Source organism: Inhella proteolytica, from assembly GCF_016093275.1.
GTDB classification, from domain to species: Bacteria; Pseudomonadota; Gammaproteobacteria; order Burkholderiales; family Burkholderiaceae_C; genus Inhella; species Inhella proteolytica.
This window is the reverse complement of the sequence record NZ_JAEDAK010000013.1, coordinates 1-23,644: the sequence shown is the minus strand read 5'-3', so window position 1 is coordinate 23,644 and position 23,644 is coordinate 1. Positions and strand designations below refer to the sequence as shown.

Sequence of the window (23,644 nt, the reverse complement as noted above, 5' to 3'; positions counted from 1 at the left end):
CCGCTTCAGAGCTTCTGCGCCAGGAAGGTGTAGGAGGAGACGTTGAAGCCGCCCGCGGTGTCGCGGAACACATCCAGCAGCGCGCAGCCGCTGGCGCGCAGCAGCGCCAGCGCAGCCGGCATGGGCAGGGCGTGGATCTCGAAGTCGGTGGTGGCGTGCTTCTGCAGGTGCTGCGCCGCCAGGTAGCCGTAGCTTGGGCCGCCCGTGACCAGCTGGAACACCACGATGCCCCCAGGGCGCAGCCGCGCCAGCAGCTCGCGCAGCAGGTAGTGCTGGATGGGCGGCGGGTTGTGCTGCAGCACCATGCGCGAGAACAGCAGGTCGTAGGGCGCCAGCTGCTGGATGTCGGGCGGTGCCTGCAGACGCGTCAGACGCACGTTGCGAATGTCGCGCGCCGCCAGGGCGCGCTCGCACTCGGCCAGATTGCCGGGTGAGACATCCAGGCCCTCGACCTCGCCGAACTGCGGCGCCAGGTGCACCGTGACCCGGCCCACGCCGCAGCCCAGCTCCACGCAGCGCGCCTTGCAGGGCAGGCCCAGGCCGACCTGCGAGAGCAGGCGCCGCAGCAGCACCAGTTCGCCGCGGCCGGTCTCATAGAAGTCCGCCAGGCGCTCGGCAGTCAGCTGCTCGGGGCGCCAGTCCTCGTGCGAGAGCACGGAAAAGTGCGGCATCTGCTCGCCCACATGGGCCCATTGCCGCGCCACGATCTCAAAGAGGCGTGCGCGCGTGGCCTCGTCCACCTCCACCTCGACCTGGCTGGGCTTGAAGGCCGCCGCCAGGCCGTCCAGCTGATCCACCAGCACCTGCTCCATGCGGGCATCGAGCTGCTCGCGCAGGTGCTGCGAGCGCGCCAGCAGGGCGTCGCAGAAGGCCGTGTCATCGGCCAGGGCTTGCAGGCTGGCGGGGCTCAGGCTCATGGGCAGCATCCGAAGTCAGGGCGGCCGAGTCTAGGATGGACCCATCCACTCTTCGGGAGCCTCGCATGGACAGCATTCGTCAGATCGTGGTGCATTTCGGCGACGCCAGCCCGGCCAGCCAGCATGCGCTGGGCGTGGCGGCCGCCCTGGCCCGCCAGCATGGCGCGGGGCTGAGCCTGCGCGCGGTGGTGGAGTCGGTGGCCTCCGGGGCCTACCTCAGCCCCGAGGCCGCGGCCCTGGCCACCCAGCTGGTGACGGAGCAGATGCAGACGCTCAAGACCCAGGCGCAGGCGCAGCTGGAGGCGCAGTGTGGCGGCGTGCAGGCCGAGCTGGTGCACCGGGCCGATGAGGCGGTGGACCACCTGATCGAAGCCAGCCGCGCCACCGACCTGCTGGTTCTCAGCCAGCCCGAACCCGGCCGCGGCCTGAGCCTGGAGGCGATGGCGCGCATCCTGGTGCAGGCCAGCTGCCCGGTGCTGCTGGTGCCCTTCATCGGCGCCGCGCCCACGCTGGGGCAAACGGTGCTGCTGGCCTGGTCGGGCACGCGCGAAAGCGCACGCGCCATGAACGACGCCCTGCCCTGGCTGCGCGCGGCGCGCCAGGTGGAGCAGCTGGCGCTGGATGCCGAAGAACCTCTGGCCTGGAGCGCCGTGCAGGCGCATCTGCGCCGCCACGGCGTGCCGCTGCAGCCACGCCTGCTGCCGCTGGCGCGCCAGCCCAGTCTGGGCGAGCGCCTGGCGCGCGCCTGGAGCCCGGATGCCTCGGTGGCCGAGGCCCTGCTCTCACGCGCGGCCGACAGCGGTGCCGACCTGATCGTCTGCGGCGCCTACGGCCACCCGCGCGCCTGGGAGCTGGTGCTGGGCGGTGTGACGCGCGAGCTGCTGCAGAGCATGACGGTGCCGGTGCTCTTCAGTCACTGACGGTGGCGGCCGCCGCCGCCGGCTTGGCCACTGCGCGGCTGAAGCGCTGGCGTACCCACAGATAGAACAGCGGCACGAAGAAGATGCCCAGCACGGTGGCGCTTGCCATGCCGCCGAGCACGCCCACGCCGATGGCGCGCTGCGAGCCCGAACCCGCGCCGCTGGCCAGGGCCAGGGGCAGCACACCCATCATGAAGGCCATCGAGGTCATCAGGATCGGGCGCAGGCGCTGCCGGCTCGCCTTCAGCGTGGCCTCCAGCAGGCCCATGCCCTGGCTCACCAGGGTCTGGGCGAACTCGACGATCAGGATGGCGTTCTTGGCCGACAGGCCCACGGTGGTGAGCAGGCCGACCTGGAAGAACACATCGTTCAGCTGCCCGCCCAGATGGCTGGCCGCCAGCGCGCCGAAGATGCCCAGCGGCACCACCAGCATCACGCTGAAGGGCACCGACCAGCTCTCGTACAGCGCTGCCAGGCAAAGAAAGATGAACAGCACCGAGACGGCGTAGAGCAGCGGCGCCTGGTCGCCGCTCAGGCGTTCCTGGTAGCTGCGGCCCGACCACTCGTAGCCGATGCCCGGCGGCAGCTCGCGCAGCACCTCTTCCATCGCCTTCATGGCCGCGCCGGAGCTCACGCCGGGTGGCACATCGGCCTGGATCTCGTAGGCCGAGCTGCCGTTGTAGCGCACCAGCTGGCGCGGCCCGCTGACCCAGCGACTGCTGGCAAAGGCGGCGAAGGAGACCATCTGGCCGCTGCCGTTGCGCACGTACCAGTGGCGCAGCGCTTCGGGGTCGGCGCGGTAGGCGGCCTCGCCCTGCAGCAGCACGCGCTTGACGCGGCCGCGGTCGATGAAGTCGTTCACATAGGCGCCGCCCAGGGCGATCGACATGGTGTCATTGATGACCTGGGTGGAGACCCCCAGCACGCCGGCCTTGTGGTCGTCGATGCTGATCTGCAGCTGCGGCGTTTCCGTGAGGCTGTTGGTGCGGGTGCGCGCCAGCTCGGGGCGGGCATTGGCCAGCTCGATCAGCTGCTCACGCGCGGCGATCAGCTGCTCCTGCCCCAGGCCGCCCAGATCTTGCAGGAAGAGCTGGATGCCGGCGCTGCCGCCCAGGCCACGCACGGTGGGCGGCATGACGATGAAAACATTGGCATCGCGGATGCGTCGCCCCAGCTCGCGCGTGAAGCGCTCGGCGAGCTGCGCGGCACTCTGTTCGGGCCGCTTGCGCTCCTTCCAGTCCCGCAGGCGGATGAAGCCCTGGCCCGAGCCCTGGTCGCCGCCGGCGCCGCGCACCACGTTGTAGAACAGCACTTCCTTCTGGTCGGCCAGATAGGCCTCCAGCTGCTGCATCACGGCTTCCAGGCGCTCGTTGGTGGAGCCGGGCGCCATGCGCACCTGGATCTGCAGGCCGCCCTGGTCCTCGTCGGGCAGGAAGGAGGTCGGCAGGCTCTTGTACATCCAGGCCATGCCGGCAATCACCAGGCCATAGACCACGAAGCTGCGCACGCCGCGCGCCGTGAGCCAGCGCACCTGGCGCACATAGCGCTCGGTGAAGGCATCGAAGCGGCGGTTGAAGCCGCCGAAGAACCAGTCCAGCGGCTTGGCCAGCGGGCCGGTGTGGGCGGCATGCTCACCCTTCTTCACCGGCTGCAGCACGGTGGCGCACAGCGCGGGCGACAGGCTCATGGCCACCAGCACCGAGAGCACCATGGCGCTGACCACGGTGATGCTGAACTGCCGGTAGATGATGCCGGTGGAGCCGCCGAAGAAGGCCATCGGGATGAACACGGCGCTGAGCACCACGGCGATGCCGACCAGCGCCCCGGTGATCTCGCGCATGCTGCGCCGCGTCGCCTCCTTGGGCGACAGGCCCTCCTCGCGCATCAGGCGCTCGACGTTCTCGACCACCACGATGGCGTCGTCCACCAGCAGGCCGATGGCCAGCACCAGGCCGAACATGGTGAGCGAGTTGATCGAGTAACCCGCCAGCGAGAGCACGCCGAAGGTGCCCAGCAGCACGACCGGCACGGCGATCGCCGGCACCAGGGTGGCGCGCAGGTTCTGCATGAACAGGTACATGATGAAGACCACCAGCAGCATGGCCTCCACCAGGGTCTCGACCACGCCCTCGATCGACACGCGGATGAAGGGCGTGGTGTCGAAGGTGACCGTGGCCTTCATGCCGGGCGGGAAGAAGGGCTCCAGCTCCTTGAGCTTGGCCTTCACGGCATCGCCCGTGGCCAGGGCATTGGCGCCGCTGGCCGGGAAGATGGCCATGCCGGCCGCCGTGACGCCGCTAGAGCGCACATTGGTGGTGTAGCTGTCGCGGCCCAGTTCCACGCGGGCCACATCGCCCAGGCGCAGGGCCGAGCCGTCGGCCTGCACGCGCAGCACGATGTCGCGGAACTGCTCGGCCGTGGTGAGTTTGGAGCGCGCGGTGATGATGGCCGTGAGCCGCTGGCCTTCGGGCGCCGGCAGCGCGCCGATCTGGCCGGCCGAGACCTCGGTGTTCTGCTGCAGCAAGGCGGTGCGGATGTCGCCCGGCACCAGGCCGTAGCGCTGCAGCTTGGTCGGGTCCAGCCAGATGCGCATCGCATAGCCGGAGCCGAAGACGTTGACATCGCCCACGCCCTCGACGCGGCTGATGATGTCCACCAGGGTGCTGTTGAGGTAGTCGCCCAGGTCGCTGGACGTTACCGCGGGGTCGTCGCTGGTCAGCATGGCCACCATCAGGAAATCCACGCCCGATTTGGTGACGCGCACGCCCTGCGATTGCACCGCCTGCGGCAGCCGGCTGATGACCGAGGCCACCTTGTTCTGCACCTGCACCTGCGCGGTGTCAGGGTTGGTGCCGGCCACAAAGGTCAGGTTGGTGTTGGCATTGCCGGTGGCGCTGCTGGTGGATTCGATCGACAGCAGGCCGTCGATGCCCTTCAGACTCTGCTCGATGACCTGGGTCACCGAATCCTCGATCGCCTGGGCCGAGGCGCCGGGGTAGCTGGTGTTGATGGACACGCGCGTGGGCGCGATGTCCGGGTAGCGCTCCAGCGCCAGTTTGTGAATCGCCCCCAGGCCGAACAGCATGATGACGATGGCGATGACCCAGGCAAAGATGGGTCGGTCGATGAAGAAGCTGGCCATCTGCTTAGGCCTTCGGCGCAGAGGCGGCGGCCGCGGGCTTGCCCTCGCCCCTCTTCTTCGGCGCCGAGCCGGCCGGCACCGGCGTCACCGGCTGGTTCGGGCGGGCGCGCTGCAGGCCCTCGACGATGAGCTTGTCGCCCACCTTCAGGCCTGCCGTCACCAGCCACTGGTTGCCCACGGCGCGTTCCAGCTTCAGGCGGCGGCGCTCGGCCTTGTTGTCGGCCCCCACCACCAGGGCCGTGGCCTCGCCGGTGGGCGAGCGGCTGACGCCCTGCTGCGGCACCAGGATGGCGCCGGCATCGATGCCGGCCAGCAGCTTGGCCGTCACCACCATGCCGGGCAGCAGCTGGCCCTTGGGGTTGGGCACGCTGGCACGCAGGGTCACGGCGCCGGTGCCGCGGTCCACCGCCACGCCGCTGACCTGCAGCTGGCCCGGCAGCGGGTAGACCGTGCCATCCTCCAGCACGATCTGCAGCTGATTGCTGCCGCTGCGGCCTTCGAGCTGGCGGCGCAGCGCCAGCAGCTCGGCGCTGCTTTGCACGATGTCCACCTGCATGGGGTCGAGCTGCTGCACGGTGGTCAGGGCCTGGGTCTGGTTGGCCGTCACCAGCGCGCCGGGGGTGACGGTGGAAAGATCCACGCGGCCGCTGATGGGCGCCTCGATGCGGGTGCGCGCCAGCTGGATGCGCGCGGCCTCCAAGGCGGCACGCGCCACCGCCACCTCGGCCTCGGCCTGGCGCAGCGCGGCGGCGCTGTCGTCGCCGGCCTGGCGGGTGACGATGCCGGACTGCAGCAGCTCGGCGTCGCGCGCCGCGCGTGCCTTGGCATTGGCGGCCTGGGCCTCGGCCTTCTGCAGAGCGGCGGCCGCACGGGCGCGCTCGGCCTCGAAGCTGGCCGCATCGATCTGGTAGAGCGGCTGGCCGGCCCTGACCATCGAGCCTTCGGTGAACAAGCGGCGCTGCACGATGCCGCTGACCTGCGGGCGAATCTCCGCCACCTGGCCCGCACTCAGCCGCCCGGGCAGTGCCAGCTCCAGCGGGGCGTCCTGCGCCGTCACCGTCACCACACCCACCTCAGGCGGCTTGGGTGCGGGCTTGTTGGTGGCGTCGGATGACTTCTGGCATCCGGCAATCAGGAGCGCGGCGCTCAGCGCAGCAAGGAGAACGGGCAGCTTGAAGGTCATGGCGGCGCATGCTGCATCAAGAATATGGAGCCAGCTTGAAGAGCCCGCACCACGCTGGGTTGCCGCTTGCTCTGCCCAAGCTCAACCGCCACAGTGCGACCCGTCATGAAACCGAGCCTCAGCACCCAAGTCTTCGCCATCGTGCTTGGCACGGCCCTCGCAGTGGCCGTGGCCATGGGCGTGTCCGCGCACATGGCGCTGAACCGCGGCTTCCTGGGCTACCTGAACGAGCAGGCCGTGAACCGGCTGGAGCTGGCGCTGGTGAGCGTGACGGCGGGCTACCGCGAAAACGGCGGCAGCTGGGACTTCCTGCGCGAAAAGCCCGAGCTCTGGGGCCGCCTGCTGCGCCCGCGCCTGCCCGAGGCCCAGGCGCCGGCGGTGAAGAGCAGCCCCGCGGAGCTGACCGGCGCGACGCGCCGCTTCACCCTCTTTGACGCCGACCGCCAGCGCATTGCCGGCTTCGCCACCCCGTCTGCCGACGCGCTGGAACGACCCGTCGTCGTCGACGGCTTGACCGTGGGCTGGCTGGCGCTGACACCCTTCGAATCCGTCAGCTCCGGCGCGGAGAAGCGCTTTGCCGACGCGCAAGCGCGCGTGGCCTGGGCGGTGGGCGGTGGCGCCTTGCTGCTGGCCGCCGGCCTGGCCTTCTGGGCCTCGCGCCGGCTGGCGCGGCCGGTGCGCCAGGTGGCCGAGGCCTCGCATCGCCTGGCCGCGGGCGACTACAACGCCCGCGTGCCCGAGCGCCGCTCCGGCGACGAGGTGGCGCAGCTGAGCCGCGACTTCAACCAGCTCGCCCACACCTTGCAGCGCAACGAGGCCATGCGGCGTGAGTTCATGGCCGATGTCTCGCACGAGCTGCGCACGCCGCTGGGCATCCTGAACGGCGAGCTCGAAGCCCTGGAGGATGGCGTGCGCCAGCTGGATGGCACCGCCCTGGCCTCGCTGCGCGGCGAGGTGGTCACCTTGCACAAGCTGGTGGATGACCTGTACGAGCTGTCGCTTGCCGATGTGGGCGCCCTGGCCTACCGCAAGGCTGAGCTGGACCTGCGCCCGCTGCTGCGCAGCACCGCCGGTGCCTTCGGCGAGCGCCTGCAGGGCAGCGGCCTGCAGCTGCAGCTGGAACTGCCCGAGCAGCCCCTGCCCGCCTTTGGCGACGAACGCCGCCTGCGCCAGCTCTTCAACAACCTGTTCGAGAACAGCTGCCGCTACACCGACGCCGGCGGACGTTTGCGCATCCAGGCCGCTCGCGGCCCGGGGGGCACGGTGATCGACGTGCAGGACAGCGGCCCGGGCGTCACGCCCGAGCAGCTGCCGCGCCTCTTTGAGCGCTTCTTCCGCGGTGAGGCCTCGCGCAACCGGCGCACCGGCGGCGCCGGCCTGGGCCTGTCGATCTGCCAGCGCATCGTCGAGGCGCACGAGGGCCGCATCGAGGCCAAGCCCTCGCCGCTGGGCGGCCTGTGGGTGCAGGTGGTGCTGCCGGCCCATGCTTGAGCCCCTGCCCCCAAGCCTGCCGCTGGACCCCGGCCCGGCGCGCATCCTCGTCGTCGAGGACGAACCCAAGCTGGCCGCCCTGCTGGTCGACTACCTGCGCGCCGCCGGCCACCAGGTGGACTGCGTGGCCGATGGCCTGGCCGTGCTGCCCACCTGGGAAGCGGGCCGGCACGAGCTGGTGCTGCTGGACCTGATGCTGCCCGGCCTGGATGGCCTGGCGGTGTGCCGGGCCCTGCGCGCACGCTCCGCCGTGCCCATCGTGATGCTGACGGCACGCGCCGACGAGGCCGACCGCCTGCTCGGCCTGGAGCTCGGCGCCGACGACTACATCGCCAAGAACCCCTTCAGCCCGCGCGAGGTGGTGGCCCGCATCAAAGCCGTGCTGCGCCGCACCCGACCGGCCCCAACACCCACCCACCAACCCCTGCAGATCGACGCCGAGGGCTGGCGCGCCAGCTGGCAGGGGCAGGACCTGGACCTGACGCCCAACGAGTTCCGCCTGCTGCGTTGCCTGGCCGCCCAGCCCGGGCGCGTGTGGCCACGTCAGCAGTTGCTCGATCAACTGCACGACGACCTGCGCGCCGTGACCGAGCGTGCGGTCGACAGCCATGTGAAGAACCTGCGCCGCAAGCTGGAGCTGGCCGGCGCCGGCAGCGACCGCATCCGTGCCGTCTACGGCGTGGGCTACCGCTACGACGCCTGAGCGCCTACAGGGCCTTCAGCCGGCGTGCGATTGAAAGGTAGAGATCGCGCAGGTACGGGTTCGGGCCCAGATTACGCGCCAGATCACCGCTGCCCACCACGTCCCAGTGGTCGGCCTGCAGATGCCCGAGATGGTTCCACCAGCCTTTGCGTGCCGTGCCGTCGTACTCGCGCGTCGGGGCGCCAAAGGGCGCCTTCATGCTGATGGTATTGACCACGCCATCGTTCTGCAGCCAACCCGTGCCCAGCGCCCGATACACGCCCATGCCGGTGGCGAAGGGCGAGAGCGCGAGATTGGTGTTGAAGTCCGGCAGGTGGTTGCCAAACAGGGGCTCGCGGTAGGTGGTACCTACGCTGTACGAGAAGTAGATGACCTCGGGCGAGGTCTTGACCCACTGGTTCTCGGCCGCTGCGCCCTCGGGGCTGAGGCTGTAAAGCGCCACGTCCTGGGTGTTCCAGATCGACGAGGCCCAGACCCGGTTCGCATAGCTGGCCTGGCTCTCACCCGGCTGGCGCTTCAGTCCCCATTGGTCGAGCTTGAAGTCGAAGGGCAGCGCATCCGCACCGCTCGCGCCCACCGCGCCGGCCACCACCTTGAGCAGCTGCTTGGCAAACTCGTTGAAGCTCGTGAGCCGGCCGAAGGTGGTGCCGTTGTGCGCTCCGGCCATTGAGGTGTGGCTGTGCACCCAGTCCTTGCCGCCCGTGAAGAGCGGCGAGGTGGCTGCGCCGGTGGCGGCACGCTCCGCGGCCGAACCGTTGCGCAGCAGCTCGATCAGCATGTTCGAGGTCGGCCCGCCCTGGCTGTGCGACACCAGGTGCACGCGCTTGGCCGCACTCCAGCCCGAGTACAGGGCCGTGTAGCAGCGCCCATGGCGCGCATGGCCATGGCGGGCCGCATGCGCCGCACCGTAATCCACACAGCCGCCCTTGATCTGCGCATAGGCCTCGGCGGCACGGTCCCAGTTCGAGCTGGTCGGGCCCATGGCCACGGTCACCGTCGGGTGGCCCTGGCCCTTGAGGAACTCCTGCAGATCCAGGTTGCCGCCCCAGTGCTTGTAGCCAAACACCTCGTCGCGACCCCAGCCGCCAAAACCGTGCACCAGCACGATCGGGTCCTCATTCGCGGCCTGCGCCGCCGGGGCGAATGCGGCCAGGCCAGCCATCGCCATTGCAATCCACCATCGCTGCATCGGAACACCTCGTGAAAGTTGAAGGAGGAGATCCGGCCCTGCAGACAGCCAGGAACGGGAGGCCGATGCTGCCCAGCCGCGCGCCGCGCAGGCGTAACCCGGCGTAATCGCTGCGGGGAATGCGACAGGGTTGCCCCGGAGATCCTTCGCACCCAAGCAATCGAGCGTGCGGCGCAAAGAAAAAGGCCCCGCACAGCGGGGCCCCTGCGATGAAAGCCGAAAGGCTTACATCTGCTCGATCATCACCTGGCCGAAGCCCGAGCAGCTGACCTGGGTCGCGCCCTCCATCAGGCGGGCGAAGTCGTAGGTCACCTTCTTGGTCAGGATGGCCTTGCCCATGCTGCTGATGATGAGGTCCGCCGCCTCGGTCCAGCCCATGTGGCGCAGCATCATCTCGGCCGAGAGGATTTCCGAACCCGGGTTCACGTAGTCCTTGCCGGCGTACTTGGGCGCGGTGCCGTGGGTGGCTTCGAACATGGCGATCGAATCGCTCAGGTTCGCACCCGGGGCGATGCCGATGCCACCGACCTGGGCGGCCAGTGCGTCAGAGATGTAGTCGCCGTTCAGGTTCAGGGTGGCGATCACTGAGTACTCGGCCGGGCGCAGGATGATCTGCTGCAGGAAGGCGTCGGCAATGCTGTCCTTGATGACGATTTCCTTGCCGGTCTTCGGGTTCTTGAACTTGCACCACGGGCCGCCGTCGATCAGCTCGGCGCCGAACTCCTTCTGGGCCAGGGCGTAGGCCCAATCACGGAAGCCACCTTCGGTGAACTTCATGATGTTGCCCTTGTGCACGATCGTGACGCTGGGCTTGTCGTTGTCGATCGCGTACTGGATGGCCTTGCGCACCAGGCGCTCGGTGCCTTCCTGGCTGACCGGCTTGATGCCGATGCCGCTGCTCTCGGGGAAGCGGATCTTCTTGACGCCGAACTCGGTCTGCAGGAAGGAGATCAGCTTCTTGGCCTTCTCGGAGCGAGCCTCGAACTCGATGCCGGCGTAGATGTCTTCCGAGTTCTCGCGGAAGATCACCATGTCGACCTTGTGCGGCTCCTTCACGGGGCTGGGCACGCCGGTGAAGTACTGCACCGGGCGCAGGCAGACGTAAAGGTCCAGTTCCTGGCGCAGCGCCACGTTCAGCGATCGGATGCCGCCGCCGACCGGGGTGGTCAGCGGGCCCTTGATCGAGACCACGTAGTCACGCAGCACGGTCAGGGTTTCTTCAGGCAGCCACACATCGGGGCCGTAGACCTTGGTCGACTTCTCGCCGGCGTAGATCTCCATCCAGTGGATCTTCTTGGCACCGCCGTAGGCCTTGGCCACAGCGGCGTCGACCACCTTGATCATCACCGGGGTGATGTCGAAGCCGGTGCCGTCCCCTTCGATGTAGGGAATGATGGGGTTGTTGGGGACGTTCAGCGAGAAGTCGGCGTTGACCGTGATCTTCTGGCCGCCCTCGGGCACCTTGATGTGCTGGTACATGGATGAGGCTCCAGGCGTTGGGGGAAGTAACGAACAGGGGATTCTAGGAGGCGTGAACCGCGTTCAGAACGCCTGGCTACACCATTCCACGAAGCGTGCCCATAGGCCATGACCCAGGGCAAACAAAGCGGCAGCCACCAGGGCGGCGCCCGCCAGGCGAATGGGCAGCGTGGCCTCGCGCCCGCCCCGCAGGCGCTTGAGCCACAGCGGCGCCCACAGCAAGCCCGGGCCGGAAACGAGCGCGAACGCAGCCATGGCGGCGGCACCGCCGATGGGGTGATCGGCCAGCGCCGCGACCATCAGTGCCGCCTGCAGCAGCCCGCAGGGCCAGGCGGCCCAGAGCGCACCGGCCGTCCAGCCCCAGCGGCGCGGCTGGCTCGGCTGGCGGCCCCAGCGGCCCAGCCAGGCCGGCAATTGCCCGGCCACCAGCAGCCACAGGCCCAGCGCCAGCAGGCCGACATGGATCAAGGTCCAGAACGGGCGCAAAGCTTGGGTCAGTTGCACCGATTCGCGCAGCCAGCCCACGCTGGCTGCAGCCAACGCACCGGCCGCGGCGTAGCTGAGCAGGCGCAGGGTCTGAAAGCCCAGTTGCTGGCGAGCCGCGGGGGCGAGCGCGGCGCATGGGGCACCGCACATCAGCGCGCAATGGGGAATGGCCGCCAGGCCCATCAGCGCGGTGCTGACGACCAAGGCCGAAGAAACAAGCATGCGCCGATTGTGGCGAGGCGGAGCTCAGATGATCTTCGAGAACTTCTCGCGCGCGCCTTCGAGTTGCAGGAAACGGTCGAACACCGCGGCGATCGAGCGCACGAAGAACCAACCCAGCGCCGTGATCTCGACGGCCTGCTCGCTGATCGTCACCAGGCCTTGTTCGGCATGGTTCTGCAGCGCTTCCAGCTCGGCCGCGAAGTACTTGCGCGGGTCGATCAGGTGGGCGTCGGCCAACGCTTGGAAGTCCAGCCGGCCCTGGCACATCAGCGCCATGATGGTGGCGCGGCGCACCAAGTCGTCGCGGCTCAGAGTGATGCCGCGCACCACCGGCCATTGGCCCTGCTCCAATGCATCGCGGTATTCCTCAATGGTTTTGGCGTTCTGGCAGTAGCTCGCGCCCACGCGCGAGATGGCCGAAACCCCTAGTCCGATCAGGTCGCCGTCGGGCTGCACGGTGTAGCCCTGGAAATTGCGGTGCAGCCGGCCCTGGCGCTTGGCCTGGGCCAGGGCGTCACTGGGCAGCGCGAAATGATCCATGCCGATGTGCTCGTAGCCGGCCTCCAGGAAGGCGGCGATGGCCTGGGCATGCATCTGCAGGCGCACCTCGGGCAGCGGAATGTCCACGCTGTGGATGCGGCGCTGCGCCTTGAAGCGCTGTGGCAGGTGGGCGTAGGCGTAAAGCGCGATGCGCTCGGGGCGCAGCTCGATCACCTGCTCCAGCGTGCGCTGGAAGCTGGTGGTGGTCTGGAGCGGCAGGCCGCAGATCAGATCCAGATTGATGGACTGGAAGCCCAGCTCGCGCGCCGACTTCATCAGCGCCTCGACCTGCCCGTAGGACTGCACGCGGTGCACGGCCTGCTGGACGCGCTCGTCGAAATCCTGGATGCCCAGGCTCAGGCGGTTGAAGCCGAGCTGCTTCAAATGGGCCAAGCGCGCCTCGTTGACGGTGCGCGGATCGACCTCGATCGACGCCTCGATGCCGGGCAACCACTCGAACGCGGCCTTCAGACGCTCGGTCATCTGCGTGAGTTCGGTGTCGCTCAGGAAGGTGGGCGAGCCCCCGCCCAGGTGCAGTTGGGTGACGCCCTGGCGCGGGCCCAGGGCCTGGGTCCACATGCGGATCTCGGCGTCCAGCAGCTGCAGGTACTCGCCACCGCGTTCATGGTGCTTGGTGATGATCTTGTTGCAGGCGCAGTAATAGCAGAGCGACTCGCAGAACGGCACATGCACATACACCGAAAGCGGCGCGCCGCTGCCGGTCAGCCCCCCGACCCCAGCCGCGCGCTGGGCCAAGGCCCGCATATGCTGCTCCGGCCCGTGGGCCTCCACGAATCGATCGGCCGTCGGGTAGGAGGTGTAGCGGGGGCCGCTGGATTCCAGCCGGCTGAGCAGACCCGGGGGCAAAAAACCGGCGGAATCGGGCAAAACAGCGGTGGTGGTGGTGTGGTCTGGGGACATGGTTGAATACTGCCGACCGCTGGCTGTGCTGTCCTTGACGCCGCTCAAGCCACCGTCAGCCTCAATTCAGCCAGGGATCCCGATAATGCCAAGCATGCTGAGCCCGACCCCGATCCGCGTGGAGCCGCTGCGCACCGCCTGTTCGAGCTGCAATTTGCGCGAACTCTGTCTTCCCCTTGGCTTGAGCGAGTCCGACATGACACGCCTGGATGGGGTGATCAACCAGCGCCGCACGGTGGCTCGGGGCCAGACCCTGTTCCGCGTCGGTGAAGAATTCCATGCGCTGTATGCCGTGCGCACGGGCTTCTTCAAGACCTGTGTGAATGCCGAAGACGGCCGCGTGCAGGTCACCGGCTTCCAGATGGCGGGCGAGTTGCTGGGGCTGGACGGTATCGGCAGCCATCGCCACACGGTGGATGCGGAAGCCCTCGAAGACTCCCAGGTCTGCGTGCTGCCGTTCGACGAACTGGAGCACCTGGCGCGCGAGTTCACCGCGCTGCAGCATCAGCTGCACCGCATCATGAGCCGCGAGATCGTGCGCGACCATGGCGTGATGCTGCTCTTGGGCTCGATGCGCGCCGAAGAGCGCCTGGCCGCCTTCCTGCTGAACCTGACGCAGCGCCTGCAGGCGCGCGGTTACTCGGCCAGCGAGCTGGTGCTGCGCATGACGCGCGAAGAGATCGGCAGCTACCTCGGCCTGAAGTTGGAGACGGTGAGCCGCACCTTCTCGCGCTTCCAGGACGAAGGCATCCTCGAAGTGAAGCAGCGCCAGATCACCGTGCTGGAGCCTGACGCCTTGCAGCGCCTGGTGTCCTCGGCCGCCTGCTGAGGAAGCCACGCCAAGAACAAAGGGCCGCTCACGCGGCCCTTTTTGTTGATAGCAATGCCTCGCTCAGGGCTGCTTGCCACCTGTGCTGGCGTGGTTGCGCCCCTCCACCGCCGGGCGCTCGGCCGGCGCCTCGGCACTGGCGCGCACCACCGGATCGGGGTCGCTGAGCGCGATGACCGCGGTCGTCATGCCCGCCACCACCGCACTCAGCGGCAGGGCCAACACCAGCCACACCATGCGCACACGCCACCAGGGCTGGGCCGGACCGGCGATCTTCTCTTTCAGGGCGGCTTGCATGGGCTTCTCTCCTATCGGGGCACCACGAAGGTGGATTTTTCTTCGACGCTGCGGCTGCTGTCGGCCCCCTGCGCCACGCGTTCGATGACAAAGCGCAGGGCATGCGCACCTGGCGCCGGTGGCGCGGTATCGGCCGGCAGGTGGACGGTCACCGGCACCCAGCGGGCCTCGATGGGCCCGAGCTCAATTTCGGTGCCGCTGCCGAGCTGCAGCTGGGTCAGGGCGGCGTCCACGGGTTCGACACGGATGCGATAGCGCTGCGGCCGCTCCACCACGTTCATCAACTGCAGCCGGTACACGTTCTCCAGCTGACCCTGCTCGTTCCAACGCGCCAGTGCGCCGCGGTCGCGCACCACGTCGAAACGCAGCGGCGGCCGCCACCACAGGCTTGCGGCCACGGCCGCGACGATCAACCACAGCGCCGCCGAATAGACCCAGACGCGCGGCCGCAGCACGCGCAGCCACTCGGTCTTGCGGTCCAGATGCTGCTCGATGCCGTTCTCGGTGTCGTAGCGGATCAGGCCGCGCGGGTACTGCAGCTTGTCCATCACCTGGTCGCAGGCGTCGATGCAGGCGGCGCAGCCGATGCACTCGTACTGCAGGCCCTTGCGGATGTCGATGCCGACTGGGCAGACCTGCACGCACAGCCCGCAATCGATGCAGTGCCCCAGGTTTTTGGTCTTCAGATCGTCCTTGCGCGCACGCGGGCCACGCGGCTCGCCGCGCTCGACGTCATAGCCAATGATGAGCGTGTCGCGGTCGAACATCGCGCTCTGGAAGCGCGCGTAGGGGCACATGTACTTGCAGACCTGCTCGCGCATGAAGCCCGCATTGCCCCAGGTGGCAAAGGCGTAGAAGCCGATCCAGAAGGTCTGCCAGGGCCCCAGCTGGAGGGCGGCGAGTTCCTGCCAAAGGGTTCGGATGGGCGTGAAGTAGCCCACGAAGCTGAAGCCGGTGATGAGTGCGAGCGCGATCCAGATGAGGTGCTTCAGGCCGCGCTTGCGTAGTTTCTCGGCGTTCCAAGGCGACTTGTCGAGGCGCTCACGCTGGCTCTTGTTGCCCTCGCAGCGCGCCTCGATCCACAGGAACACCGAGGTGTAGACGGTCTGCGGGCAGGCATAGCCGCACCACAGGCGCCCCGCCACCGCGGTAAATAGGAATAGCGCGTAGGCACTCAGCAGCAGCAGGGCCGTCAGGTAGAACAGGTCCTGCGGGTAGAGCACCAGGCCGAACAGGAAGAAGCGGCGCGCCTCCAGGTCGAACAGCACCGCCTGGCGAGCGTTCCATTCGATCCAGGGCAGGCCGTAGAACACGGCCTGCGTGAGGAACACGAACACCCAGCGCCAATTCTGGAAGCGCCCGCTGATCTCCCGAGGGTGGATCTTCTGGCGCTTCCGGTACAGGCGAACGACCGCTTCTTCGCTCACTGCTTAGCGCTTTCCGCCGTTGGAGAGGCTCCACACATAGCCGGCCAGCACATGGATCTGCTCGGGAGCGAGCGTCGCCTTCTGTGCAGGCATCTGGTTGTGCTTGCCGTTGGCGATCATGGCCATGATGGCCTGCTCACCCCAGCCATGCAGCCAGATCTTGTCGTTCAAGCGCGGCGCTCCGAGGGCCGTGTTGCCGTCGCCCTTGCTGCCGTGGCAGGCGGCGCAGGCGGCGAACTTCTCCTTGCCGAGCTGAGCGCGCAGGTTGTCATGCGCGCTGCCGGAAAGGCTCAGCACGTAGTGCGCCACGTTGCGCTGGTCCTCGCCCGTGCCCACGGCGGCGGCCATCGGCGGCATTTGGCCGATGCGGCCTTCGGTGATGGTCTGCTTGATGGTCTCGAACTCACCACCCCACAGCCAGTCGCCATCGGTCAGGTTGGGGAAGCCCTTGCTGCCCTTGGCGTCCGAGCCGTGACAGGTGGCGCAGTTGTTCAGGAACAGGCGCTGACCAATGCCCATGGCCTCGGCATCCGCCGCCAGGGCCTTGGCATCCATCGCGGCCAGGCGCTGGTACAGCGGCGCCGTCTTGGCCTTGGCGGCATCCACCTCGGCCTGATGCTGCCCCTCGCTGCTCCACTTCAGAGAGCCCTCGGCCTGGCCCAGGCCCGGGTAGAGGTAGAGGTAGATGGCACTGAACACCACGGTGATGACGAACAGGCCCAGCCACCAGCGCGGCAACGGGTTGTTCATCTCACGCAGGTCCTCGTCCCAGACGTGGCCGGTGGTGCCGTCGTCCGACATATGCGTGGTCTTGCTGCTGGTGAACAGCAGCCAGATGCAGAAGGCCAGGCCCGCCACCGAGACGGCGGCAATGAACCAGTGCCAGCCGCTGCTGAAGAAATCACTCACGGTTCACTCCTTGTTCTTCCTGAAAGGGCAGCGCGGCGGCTTCGGCGTGTTCGGCGCTGCGCTTGCGGCTCCAGCTGTGCCACACCAGGGCCACGAAGCCGATGAAGGACACCACGGTCACCAGGCCGCGCAAGAGGTTGATGTCGTCGGGGCTCATGGCGTGGTCCTCCCCAGGCCTTGCAGGTAGGCGATCAGCGCTTCCATCTCGGTCTTGCCCTTGACGGCCTCGGCGGCACCGGCGATGTCGGCATCCGAGTAGGGCACGCCCAGGGTGCGCAAGGCCTTCATGCGCGGCTCCATGCTGGCCGGGTCGATGGTGGCGCTGGCCAGCCAGGGGTAGGCCGGCATATTGCTTTCCGGCACCAGGTCGCGCGGCTGCGTCAGGTGGATGCGATGCCACTCGTCGCTGTAGCGGCCACCGACGCGGTGCAGGTCCGGGCCGGTGCGCTTGCTGCCCCATTGGAAGGGGTGGTCGTAGACGAACTCGCCAGCCTTGGAGAAGGCGCCGTAACGCAGGGTTTCGGCACGCAGCGGGCGGATCATCTGCGAGTGGCAGTTGTAGCAACCCTCGCGGATGTAGATGTCACGCCCGGCCAGCTGCAGGGCCGTGTAGGGCTTGACGCCCGGCGCGGCCTGCGTGGTGCTGCGCTGGAAGAACAGCGGCACGATCTCGACCAACCCACCGACGGCCACGGCCACCAGGATGAGGACGATCATCAGAAAGTTGTTGGTCTCGATGCGCTCGTGACCGCTGACAGGCTTGTTGTGGTCTGCCATGTTGTTCTCCTTAAGCAGCAGCCAGCTTGGGCGACTGCACGGCCACCTCGCGGCCCTTGACGGTCATCCAGACGTTCCAGGCCATGACGAACATGCCGGACAGATAGAGCAGGCCACCGGCCAGACGGATCAGGTAGAAGGGATAGGTCGCCTTCACCGATTCGACGAAGCTGTAGACCAGGGTGCCGTCCGGGTTGGTGGCACGCCACATCAGGCCCTGCATCACACCGGCAATCCACATCGCGGCGATGTAGAGCACGATGCCGATGGTGGCGATCCAGAAGTGCAGCTCGATCGCGCTCTTGCTGTGCATTTCCTTGCGGCCCCACAGACGCGGGATCAAGGCGTAGAGCGCGCCCATCGACACCAGACCCACCCAGCCCAAGGCACCGCTGTGCACGTGACCGACGGTCCAGTCCGTGTAGTGGCTGAGGGCGTTGACGGTCTTGATGGACATCATCGGGCCCTCGAAGGTGCTCATGCCGTAGAAGGACAGGGACACGATCAGGAACTTCAGCACCGGGTCGTCGCGCAACTTATGCCAGGCGCCCGACAGGGTCATGATGCCGTTGATCATGCCGCCCCAGCTCGGCGCCAACAGCACCAGGCTGAACAGCATGCCCAGGCTCTGCGCCCAGTCCGGCAGCGCGGTGTAGTGCAGGTGGTGGGGGCCCGCCCACATGTAGGTGAAGATCAGCGCCCAGAAGTGGACGATGGACAGGCGGTAGCTGTAGACCGGGCGCTCGGCCTGCTTGGGGATGTAGTAGTACATGATCCCCAGGAAGCCGGCGGTGAGGAAGAAGCCCACCGCGTTGTGGCCGTACCACCACTGCACCATCGCGTCCTGCACACCGGCGTAGGCCGAGTAGCTCTTCCACAGGCTGACCGGCATGGCCGCGCTGTTCACGATGTGCAGCAGCGCCACGGTGATGATGAAGGCGCCGAAGAACCAGTTCGCCACATAGATGTGGCGCACCTTGCGCGTGCCCACCGTGCCGAAGAACACGATGGCGTAGGACACCCACACCACGGCGATCAGCAGGTCGATCGGCCACTCCAGCTCGGCGTACTCCTTGCCGCTGGTGATGCCCGCCGGTAGGGTGATGGCCGCCAGCAGGATGACCAATTGCCAGCCCACGAACGTGAACCAGGCCAGTTGGGGCGCGAACAGGCGCACCTGGCAGGTGCGCTGCACCACGTGGTAGGCGGTGGCAAACAGCACCGAGCCGCCGAACGCGAAGATCACCGCGTTGGTGTGCAGCGGGCGCAAGCGCCCGTAGCTCAGCCACGAGATGCCCTGCGTCATGTCTGGGAAGGCCAGTTGGGCGGCGATGAGCACGCCAACCAACATGCCGACGATGCCCCAGAGCACCGCGGCCAAAGCAAAGGCCCTGACCGGGCCGTCAAAGTAGGCAGCAGGTGCCGCCGATGAATGTGGATGAGCCATTCGGGGTTCTCCTTCTGGCTCACATTCTTTGGTTACAAGGTCATGGGGTGCCTTGATCGCCGTCAACCGGGGTCTGACTATCGACATCCGCGTCTTCTTCGAGGATGCGCTCGCCCTCGCGCTCGATGCTCTCGAACTGCCCCGCCTTCAGCGCCCAGGCAAAGATGCCCAGCACCAGGAAGGCCAGCAGCACCGTGACGGGGATCAAGAGATAGAGGATTTCCATCGCTCAACGGGCCAGGCGCAGGGCGTTTCCGACCACCAGCAGCGAACTCAGGGCCATGCCCAGGCCGGCGGCCCAGGGCGGCAGCTGGCCGGTGACGGCCAGCGGCACGGCCAGCAGGTTGTAGGCGGCGGCCCAGGCCAGGTTCTGCCGCATCACCCGGCGGGTGCGGCGCGCCTGCAACAGCAACTCGGGCAACGCCGCCAGCTCATTGCGCAGCAGGGTCAGGTCCGCCCCCTGACGGGCCAGGCCGGCGCCCTCCCCCAGCGCCACCGAGGCATCGGCCTGGGCCAGTACCGGGGCGTCGTTCAGGCCATCGCCCACCATCAGCACGCAATCACCCGCGGCCTGCAGGGCCTGCACGGCCTGGCGCTTGTCCTCGGGGCTGCATCCACCGCGCGCTTCTCGCAGTTCCAGCTGGGCGGCCAGGGCCGCCACGCGCTCGGGTCGATCGCCCGACAGCAGGCTGAGCTTGAGCCCCAGGGCGCGCAACCTCTCCAGGCTGCTGCGGGCCGCCGGCCGGGCCTGTTCGTCCACCGCGAAGTCCAGGCGCTGGCTGCCGTCCTCGCGCCCGAAGGACAGGGCGGCCGTGCCATCGGGGGCCCGGCCGAGCCAGCACCAGTGGCCGGCCGGGTCGAGCGCACGCAGGCCCTGCCCGGGCTGCTCCTGCACCTCGCTCCAGCGCCAGGCTGGCCGGTCCAGCGGCAGGCGCGCCAAGGCCTTGGCCAGCGGATGGCGCGACCACTGCGCCAGCCCCACCGCCGCGGCCAGCAGTTCGGGTTCGGTGCCAGCCGGCGCGCGCACCAGCGGCTCGGTCAGGGTGCCGGTCTTGTCCAGCACCACATGGTTGACGCTGGCCAAGCGCTCCAGCGCCGGCAGGCGCTGCAGCCACACCCCCTGAGCCGCCAGCGCACGCGCGCTGGCCACCAGGGCCGCGGGTGCGGCCAGGGCCAGGGCGCAGGGGCAGGTCACCACCAGCACCGCGGCCACCACGCCCAGTGCGCGACTTGGCGCCAGCCACCACCAGGCCAGGCCAGCGCCGGCCGCCAGCAGCAGCACCAGGGCCAGAAAGGCCGGCGCCCAGCGGTCGGCCTCGCAGGCCCAGGCGGGCCGCTCCGTCAGGGCCTGCTGCAACAGCCGGCCCAGCGCCGCCGAGCGGGTCTGATCGCCCACCGCCCGCACCTGCAATTGCAGCGGCGCGCCCAGGTTCAGGCTGCCGGCCACCACCGCCTCGCCAGGCTGGCGCGGCACGGGGCGCGATTCGCCGCTGAGCAGGGCTTCGTCGAGCAGCGCCGGGGCTTCGAGCAGCATGCCGTCGGCCGGCACGGTTTCACCCAGGGCCACCTGGATGCGGTCCCCCGGGCGCAGCGCGCTGCGCGCCACGGTCTCCCAGCCTCCGGGCGCCAGCCGGCGTACCTCGGCCGGCAGGGCTTCGCCCAGAGCCTCCAGGCTGGCCGCGGCCGCATGGCGGGCGCGCAATTCCAGCCAGCGCGCGGCCAGCAGGAAGGCCACAAACATGGTGAGCGAATCGAGGTACACCGCATCGCCCAGCGGCCCGCCTGGGTCCGCCAGCGCCAGGGTGCTGGCGCCAAAGGTGAGCAGGATGCCCAGCGCCACCGGCACGTCCATGCCCAGGCGGCGTTGCTGCAGGCTGCGCCAGGCGCCGCGCAGGAAAGGGCCGGCGGCAAACAGGATCACCGGCAGACTCAGCACCCAGCTGGCGCCGTGCAGCAGGGCACGCAGGTCGGGCGGCACTTCGGCGCCGCTGTCGAAGTAGGTCGGCGCGGCCATCATCATCACCTGCATCATGCAGAACCAGGCCACGAACACGCGCCACAGCATGGCGCGCGCCTCGCGCCGGCGCAGCGCGGCCGCGGCCTCAGGCTGGGCGGGCACCAGTTCGTAGCCGGCCGCACGGCCGGCGGCCTGCAGGGCGGCCAGGTCCACCTGCGCCGGCTCGAACTCCACCCAGGCCAGTGCGGCGGCATAACCCACGCCGGCGCGGTGCACGCCGGGCAGGGCCTCCAGGCGCGCGCGCAGCAGATCCGCGCAGGCGGCGCAATGCAGGCCGCTGACCTGCAGGGTCACGGACTGGGCGGGACTGGGAGCCGGGGCTTCAGGGGCGGTCGAGATAATGGGCGCGGCCACGGCGTGCATTGCGCCATTGTTCCTGTTGCCGCCTCTTCATCTCATGACGCGTATCAAGCCCCTGCTCTTCATCCTGGTGCTGCTGCTCACCGGCGCCCAGGCCCACGCCCAGGCCCAGCGCCTGCCCACCACCACGCTGCGCGCGGGCATGCACCAGATCCAGGCCCAGCTGGCCATCGAGCCTGAGCAGCGCGCCATCGGCCTGATGCACCGCCGGGACATGCCGCAGCACGAGGGCATGCTGTTCGTGTTCGAGTCGCGCGAGACGCAGTGCTTCTGGATGAAGAACACCCTGCTGCCGCTATCCATCGCCTTCCTGGCGGATGACGGCCGCATCGCCTCCCTGGCCGACATGCAGCCGCTCGACGAAACCAGCCATTGCTCGAAGGAGCCGGTGCGCTATGCGCTGGAGATGAACCTGGGCTGGTTTGCCAAGCGGGGATTGAAGCCCGGCATGAAGCTGCAGGGCAAGCCCTTCGGGAACTAAACAGCTGCGGAAGAAGCCGGGCGGCGTGCACGCGCAGCTCTGGCGCGTGCAGTCCCAAGGCCTGGACGAAGGGAGCGCAGCATGAGCTCCGTTCCCGAATCCCAACGCCACCCGGTGAGCGAACTGCTGGCACGTTACGCCGCTGTTCTATCGGCCGCCTGGGCCCAGCGCGACGAACTCGTGAGCCCGAAGCACCTGGCCCTCGAACATGTCCTGCTGGCGGCACTGAGCGGCCAAGCATTCAAGACCGCAGGCCTGAGCCAGAGCGACCGCGCCCAACTGCAATCCAAAGGGCCGAGATCCTGGCCAAGCAGGCCAAGCTGGCCGCCGAAGCCCTGCGCAAGCAAGCCGAGCTGACCGGCGCCAGACCCTCAGCCGACAGATTCGCGAACGCTGGCCCCGGGTGCGGGAAAGTTGGGCAGCCCAGGAACCGGTTGGCGCCTCGGGTAGAGCCAGGAAGGCGATCAGCCCATTGATCAGAAGGGCGATAGCCCTGATGAAGGAAGACTTGTGATCCGGGCACCAGAACCAGCGGCGGGGGTTCAGATTAAAGGGCTGACCCTGACGTCCCTGATGTCCAAGAGGGCAGATTCCGCCAAAAGGAGGACTTGTGATCCAAGTAGTTAAACCGGATCAACGGCTTCAGATTAAAGGGCTGATCCTGGTGCTGCTGGCGCCACTGGTAGCGCCAGTGGCTGCGCTGGCCAATCCGCCCGCCACAGCCCAGCCGCCAGTCAGCTCTATCCCTACGCCAACTTTGGCCACCCCCATCGATGCATCCGTCAATCGACGCGTGGGTTGCGCCAGCGGGGGCGACCTCTACTTCCGGGTGGGCGATCACCTCGTGCGCGTGGACCCGAAACGCTGGGCGATCGAGCTGAGCTTGCTCGACAACTCGGTGCGCTTGCGCGGCGAATCGGTGTCCGCGTCCCCGCCCAAGCTCCCGCCGCTGCAAGCGTGCCAGTCCGCCCCGCTAAGCGTCTTTTGGGTCAGGCTCGTCGAGCACCCCCAGACGAGTACTTTGGGAGCCGTAGTGCTGGCCGATGGCACTTTCCCCCAGCTCAAGCAGCTCAGAGACAACTTCGAGCCCCATGAATCGAGCTGCAAGCGGGGGGCGCACTGGACTTGGTGTAGTACACCGGAAACGATGAGGATGCTCGGCTCCGGAGGCGCAGACGGAGCGAGCGGCTGGGTCAGCCTGAGGTTCGATCTGGACTTCTTTCAAACGCCGACAGGAACGCACTTCTTTGTGAGTCGGTTCGTCACTGTCCCGCTTCCGGTTCGAGACTGGGCCGTCACCTACCGATGGGATCAATCCCTGGTGGTTGGCTACAGCACGGTTCCCTGCACCCGGCTCCAAGATGGGAAAGAGCCAGATTGCACACCGCTGAACTACATCGAGTACGACCGCCGAGTGCGGGACGTTGTGCGCAGCGTGTTGGTGCCCCCGTCGGTAAACACCGCAATGCCAACCCATTCGCGCCCGAGCAAGTCACCCAGCGCACCCCGATCTGCTTCCCGTTGACTTGAACTGACAAACATCTCATGGCCATCGACTACCCGCGCGGCGTATGCCGCACCGCTGCAGGAACCTTCAAGTTCAGCGAGGCGCAAGTTGCGCATATTCAAACGCTGTGGAATGCCCAGAAGACCACGATCAATGAAGTTGGCGCCGGCGTGCCCATACACCAGTACGTGTTGGAGTGCATCATCACCACCGATTGGCTGTAACGGCCCCAGTGGGCTGCCGGGGCCTTTAATCTGAACCCCCTTCCAAATTAAGGCCTCGTATCTTTCCCCTGCCGAATCCATCACTGCCGATGGCACGATGAACCAGGCCGGTCGAGGTGATGTCGATAAGGCTTTGGGCCAAGCGCAAGGCGATGAGCCAAGCGCCCAAGCCCGTG

The 23,644-nt window shown here is 68.1% G+C and carries 22 protein-coding genes; 7 read left to right on the top strand and 15 right to left on the bottom strand.

All coding sequences use genetic code 11. From position 1 onward, the window contains the following. Nucleotides 1-5 precede the first annotated feature (5 nt). On the bottom strand, nucleotides 6-917 hold the full coding sequence (locus I7X39_RS16820) for a class I SAM-dependent methyltransferase (RefSeq protein ID WP_198112329.1): 912 nt from the start codon (nucleotides 915-917) through the stop codon (nucleotides 6-8). 65 nt (nucleotides 918-982) lie between these two features. Here I7X39_RS16820 and I7X39_RS16815 point away from each other — a divergent pair, with 65 nt between their 5' ends. Then, nucleotides 983-1,837 carry a universal stress protein gene (locus I7X39_RS16815; protein ID WP_198112328.1) on the top strand — a complete coding sequence of 285 codons (855 nt, stop codon included), beginning with the start codon at nucleotides 983-985 and terminating at the stop codon, nucleotides 1,835-1,837. Here the strand turns inward: I7X39_RS16815 and I7X39_RS16810 are convergent. Both I7X39_RS16810 and I7X39_RS16805 read right to left on the bottom strand, forming a co-directional pair. Next, nucleotides 1,827-4,979 carry an efflux RND transporter permease subunit gene (locus I7X39_RS16810; protein WP_198112327.1) on the bottom strand — a complete coding sequence of 1,051 codons (3,153 nt, stop codon included), beginning with the start codon at nucleotides 4,977-4,979 and terminating at the stop codon, nucleotides 1,827-1,829. The genes I7X39_RS16815 and I7X39_RS16810 overlap by 11 nt on opposite strands. A gap of 4 nt (nucleotides 4,980-4,983) precedes the next feature. Beyond that, nucleotides 4,984-6,162 (bottom strand): efflux RND transporter periplasmic adaptor subunit, encoded by a 1,179-nt coding sequence (locus I7X39_RS16805; RefSeq protein ID WP_198112326.1) that lies wholly within the window; start codon nucleotides 6,160-6,162, stop codon nucleotides 4,984-4,986. A gap of 105 nt (nucleotides 6,163-6,267) precedes the next feature. Here I7X39_RS16805 and I7X39_RS16800 point away from each other — a divergent pair, with 105 nt between their 5' ends. Together I7X39_RS16800 and I7X39_RS16795 are read left to right on the top strand one after the other, a co-directional pair. Then, nucleotides 6,268-7,653: an ATP-binding protein gene (locus I7X39_RS16800; protein ID WP_198112325.1), complete on the top strand. Its 1,386-nt coding sequence runs from the start codon at nucleotides 6,268-6,270 to the stop codon at nucleotides 7,651-7,653. After that, nucleotides 7,646-8,356 (top strand): response regulator, encoded by a 711-nt coding sequence (locus I7X39_RS16795; protein WP_198112324.1) that lies wholly within the window; start codon nucleotides 7,646-7,648, stop codon nucleotides 8,354-8,356. The genes I7X39_RS16800 and I7X39_RS16795 overlap by 8 nt, the downstream gene beginning before the upstream one ends. A gap of 4 nt (nucleotides 8,357-8,360) precedes the next feature. Here the strand turns inward: I7X39_RS16795 and I7X39_RS16790 are convergent, their stop codons facing one another. The 4 genes from I7X39_RS16790 to hemN form a co-directional block, all read right to left on the bottom strand. Beyond that, nucleotides 8,361-9,545: an esterase/lipase family protein gene (locus tag I7X39_RS16790; protein WP_198112323.1), complete on the bottom strand. Its 1,185-nt coding sequence runs from the start codon at nucleotides 9,543-9,545 to the stop codon at nucleotides 8,361-8,363. Nucleotides 9,546-9,770: 225 nt separating this feature from the next. Further along, a complete protein-coding gene (icd, locus tag I7X39_RS16785; protein ID WP_198112322.1) occupies nucleotides 9,771-11,024 on the bottom strand; it encodes an NADP-dependent isocitrate dehydrogenase in 1,254 nt (417 codons plus the stop codon). Between the two features lie 63 nt (nucleotides 11,025-11,087). Further along, nucleotides 11,088-11,732, bottom strand: coding sequence for an urease accessory protein UreH domain-containing protein (locus I7X39_RS16780; protein WP_198112321.1), 645 nt, complete (start codon nucleotides 11,730-11,732; stop codon nucleotides 11,088-11,090). Nucleotides 11,733-11,756: 24 nt separating this feature from the next. After that, nucleotides 11,757-13,193 (bottom strand): oxygen-independent coproporphyrinogen III oxidase, encoded by a 1,437-nt coding sequence (hemN, locus tag I7X39_RS16775; RefSeq protein WP_198112320.1) that lies wholly within the window; start codon nucleotides 13,191-13,193, stop codon nucleotides 11,757-11,759. A 94-nt stretch (nucleotides 13,194-13,287) separates the two neighbouring features. Between hemN and fnr the strand changes: the two genes are divergently transcribed. Further along, nucleotides 13,288-14,022: a fumarate/nitrate reduction transcriptional regulator Fnr gene (gene fnr / locus I7X39_RS16770; protein ID WP_198112319.1), complete on the top strand. Its 735-nt coding sequence runs from the start codon at nucleotides 13,288-13,290 to the stop codon at nucleotides 14,020-14,022. 63 nt (nucleotides 14,023-14,085) lie between these two features. Here fnr and I7X39_RS16765 read toward each other — a convergent pair whose 3' ends face one another. Genes I7X39_RS16765 through I7X39_RS16730 form a run of 8 tightly spaced genes read right to left on the bottom strand, consistent with a single transcriptional unit; the run spans nucleotide 14,086 to nucleotide 21,259 of the window. Further along, nucleotides 14,086-14,319 carry a hypothetical protein gene (locus I7X39_RS16765; RefSeq protein ID WP_198112318.1) on the bottom strand — a complete coding sequence of 78 codons (234 nt, stop codon included), beginning with the start codon at nucleotides 14,317-14,319 and terminating at the stop codon, nucleotides 14,086-14,088. Between the two features lie 11 nt (nucleotides 14,320-14,330). Beyond that, complete coding sequence (ccoG, locus tag I7X39_RS16760) at nucleotides 14,331-15,746, bottom strand: cytochrome c oxidase accessory protein CcoG (protein WP_198112317.1); 1,416 nt, start codon at nucleotides 15,744-15,746, stop codon at nucleotides 14,331-14,333. Nucleotides 15,747-15,749: 3 nt separating this feature from the next. After that, the gene (gene ccoP / locus I7X39_RS16755; protein WP_198112316.1) at nucleotides 15,750-16,655 is read right to left on the bottom strand and encodes a cytochrome-c oxidase, cbb3-type subunit III; all 906 of its coding nucleotides are present in this window, start codon (nucleotides 16,653-16,655) and stop codon (nucleotides 15,750-15,752) included. After that, complete coding sequence (locus tag I7X39_RS16750) at nucleotides 16,648-16,812, bottom strand: cbb3-type cytochrome oxidase subunit 3 (protein WP_198112315.1); 165 nt, start codon at nucleotides 16,810-16,812, stop codon at nucleotides 16,648-16,650. Before I7X39_RS16750 ends, ccoP begins: the two co-directional genes overlap by 8 nt. Continuing rightward, nucleotides 16,809-17,432 (bottom strand): cytochrome-c oxidase, cbb3-type subunit II, encoded by a 624-nt coding sequence (ccoO, locus tag I7X39_RS16745; RefSeq protein WP_198112314.1) that lies wholly within the window; start codon nucleotides 17,430-17,432, stop codon nucleotides 16,809-16,811. The genes I7X39_RS16750 and ccoO overlap by 4 nt, the downstream gene beginning before the upstream one ends. Nucleotides 17,433-17,442: 10 nt before the next feature. Beyond that, nucleotides 17,443-18,879 carry a cytochrome-c oxidase, cbb3-type subunit I gene (gene ccoN / locus I7X39_RS16740; protein ID WP_198112313.1) on the bottom strand — a complete coding sequence of 479 codons (1,437 nt, stop codon included), beginning with the start codon at nucleotides 18,877-18,879 and terminating at the stop codon, nucleotides 17,443-17,445. Nucleotides 18,880-18,919: 40 nt separating this feature from the next. Then, nucleotides 18,920-19,105: a cbb3-type cytochrome oxidase assembly protein CcoS gene (gene ccoS, locus I7X39_RS16735; RefSeq protein ID WP_198112312.1), complete on the bottom strand. Its 186-nt coding sequence runs from the start codon at nucleotides 19,103-19,105 to the stop codon at nucleotides 18,920-18,922. 3 nt (nucleotides 19,106-19,108) lie between these two features. Next, nucleotides 19,109-21,259 (bottom strand): heavy metal translocating P-type ATPase, encoded by a 2,151-nt coding sequence (locus I7X39_RS16730; RefSeq protein WP_198112311.1) that lies wholly within the window; start codon nucleotides 21,257-21,259, stop codon nucleotides 19,109-19,111. Nucleotides 21,260-21,293: 34 nt separating this feature from the next. On the opposite strand from I7X39_RS16730, the gene I7X39_RS16725 reads away from it, so the two are divergent. From I7X39_RS16725 to I7X39_RS16715, 3 genes are all read left to right on the top strand, one after another. After that, nucleotides 21,294-21,737 (top strand): DUF192 domain-containing protein, encoded by a 444-nt coding sequence (locus I7X39_RS16725; RefSeq protein ID WP_198112310.1) that lies wholly within the window; start codon nucleotides 21,294-21,296, stop codon nucleotides 21,735-21,737. 81 nt (nucleotides 21,738-21,818) lie between these two features. Then, entirely contained in the window at nucleotides 21,819-22,094 is a 276-nt protein-coding gene (locus I7X39_RS16720) for a hypothetical protein (RefSeq protein WP_198112309.1), read from the top strand. 1,188 nt (nucleotides 22,095-23,282) lie between these two features. Next, complete coding sequence (locus I7X39_RS16715; protein ID WP_198112308.1) at nucleotides 23,283-23,468, top strand: hypothetical protein; 186 nt, start codon at nucleotides 23,283-23,285, stop codon at nucleotides 23,466-23,468. Nucleotides 23,469-23,644: the final 176 nt, after the last annotated feature.